At 43.4% G+C, this 2,318-nt stretch carries 2 protein-coding genes; both read left to right on the top strand.

Going from position 1 to position 2,318, the window contains the following annotated elements; all coding sequences use genetic code 11:
* Window positions 1-610 precede the first annotated feature (610 nt).
* Window positions 611-1,936 carry a hypothetical protein gene (locus KW93_RS00675; protein ID WP_033541025.1) on the top strand — a complete coding sequence of 442 codons (1,326 nt, stop codon included), beginning with the start codon at window positions 611-613 and terminating at the stop codon, window positions 1,934-1,936.
* Window positions 1,937-1,964: 28 nt separating this feature from the next.
* A partial coding sequence (locus tag KW93_RS00670; protein WP_033541024.1) for a hypothetical protein occupies window positions 1,965-2,318 on the top strand: 354 nt, incomplete at its 3' end.

Below are 2,318 nucleotides of genomic sequence, written 5' to 3'. Positions count from 1 at the left end.
CCGTCAGAGAAATATATCCGCCGTCAAAAAATTATATCCGCGCTCAGCACAGAAAAGCACATGAAAGATGGCCTCCCCGAGAAAAAAATTCAAGAAATTTCTTCTATTGTAATGTGTTCACTCTTTGACTCTTGCCATTATAAAAAGCAGTAACACTTTGCCTCTTAAATACTTAGGCAAGCCAGGAGATTCCCTTTTGTTTCTGCTATCTCCAGCACTTCAGTGATCGTAGTCCTTGAACACATACAGGCGAAGAATCTCTCGATATTTGATCATAAAAAACCTCCTGCACAATCAATTTGCGGAATATTTTAGATGGTTGTATGCAGCTGTTTTTAGCATCAGTGTTGATTGATGCCTTCCGCTGCTTCTATCCAGATTTTAGCGGCTGTTAGTCATGGGGGCCATACCGGACGGATTGCCAGAATAGAAATATTGGCTGGCGCAAAAATTCATATAGTCGAATGGACTCAAATTATTGCCTTGTAAAATTAAGGGAAATAAAAAATAGAAAATATATACAAATTAGTTTAATTTTTATATAGAAAGGGAATCAAATTATTACTATATGTGAATTGTTCGACAACTCGCAAAGGAAGGAGGTGAAAATATGAAGAAAGGCATATTTTCATTCGCAATTGGAGCCGGTTTGTTGTTGGCTTATCCTTTTATGGTTCACGGTGACGAGCTGGAAGGAAAAGCGGAAGAAAATCGCAGCGGCCTGATTAGCGGTACGGTCAAAACGCTTGGCAATACAGTGGGAAATGTGGGCGGACAAGCAGGGAAATCGACTGGAGCCATTTTAGAAGAAACTGCAAAAAGTGTTGAGAAGACTGTCAAAGACGCAGTTGATTTCACTGCTGGAACCATTGAAAAAATATCAGACCCAGTGGAAAACAAAGTCATTACCTCCACTGTGAAAGATACCGGCTCCTTAGTGGAGAAAGCCGTTGCAAATACGACACCTGCAGTGAAAACAACTGTGAAGGAAACTACTGGCACCGTGACTAAAACGACTTCGGAAGTATTTGATGCGGTAGATGAAACCGTGGAAAATCTTCCTGAAGTTCCAGTGGTGACACCGGTCGTCAAAGAAGTGAACAAGACGTTGCAGAAAGTGACATCGGGTGTTCAGCAGACGGTTGAAAAAACAGCGGATAAGGTAAATGAAACAGTGGAAGCTGTAACAGACACGGCCGAAAAAACGGTTGAAAAAACAATTGACGCAGTTGATAAAGCTGCAGACCTGCCGCATGAGGCTGAAAAACCGACTCCTGTACAACAACCGGAAATTCCTGCCAGTGAACAGCCGGCAGCGGAAGAAGTGACACGCCCTGAAGTTCCAGTAACTCAGCCGCAAGCACCGGCTGGCTATGAAGATCCGGTGCAAAATGAACTTCCTCTTGAAAATGAAGTTCCAGTTGTAAGTCGACAGCCTGATGAAAATACAATCGCTTTAAAAGTTGAAGAAGACACTGGAGAAACACCATTGCAAGAAGCACCGTCGGCTTTAATTGAAGAAACTGTCGAAGTTCCAGCAACGCAGCCATCCGCTGCAGGGACGATGGAAATCGGAGGAACTCCCGTTGCTTCAGTGATCCAATTGCCGATTGCTGAAAACGAAATGGACAGAAGTGAAGCCGCCAAAGAAACGGCTCCCGCTACACAAACACCGATTTTCCCGGAAGAACAAGATGGAAATCGGGCATTGGCAACTGTTCCGGTCCAACCAGGCTCACCATCATCTGCTCAAGCCTCAGGTTCATTTAACGGGCATAGTACAGATTTAAGCTACGGCAACATTGCCTCTTCGGATATGTTTAAGCTATCTGCCCAAAAACTTTGGTACCACAGAAATAGCTATGCTATTATTCAGTGGATTCATACGCCTTTGAGGAAACCGCCCGCAATAACTCCTTTTTTAAATGTGGCATAAACCAGTTTAAAAAAGGAGAGGAAAAATAATGAAAAAATCATTGATAACTTATACTGCAGCCGCTTTAGGAATTTGGGCAACTTTGAGCATGGCACCTTCGTTTGCACAGGCAGAAGGAGATGGTTCTGGCCTGCTTGAGCTGAATGTCGAAGTGTTGAGCGACAATGAGGTTTTGCATATTGAAGCAACTGACCTTCCGCTTTTAGGGGATGCCAATGTTGAAATTCCGGCTGAAGAAAAAAATGAGGAGTCTGGTGAAAGTATAAGTGAAGCTGCAGCAGTCGTTTCACTTGAGGATTCCATTGCAGAAGATGTAACTGTTGAAGTTCTGACTGCAACGGAAACCAATACTGCTGAAGAATCTGCCGTAGTGGACGTATCA

The sequence above is a fragment of the Planococcus sp. CAU13 genome, from assembly GCF_000775575.1.
Taxonomy (GTDB): domain Bacteria; phylum Bacillota; class Bacilli; order Bacillales_A; family Planococcaceae; genus Planococcus.
The sequence above is the reverse complement of the archived record's forward strand: the minus strand, read 5'-3'. Positions and strand labels throughout refer to the sequence as shown.

What these genes read in the sequence shown, in the direction of transcription:
- KW93_RS00675 (WP_033541025.1), top strand. Translation starts at nt 611, where the DNA reads ATGAAGAAAGGCATATTTTCATTCGCAATTGGAGCCGGTTTGTTGTTG.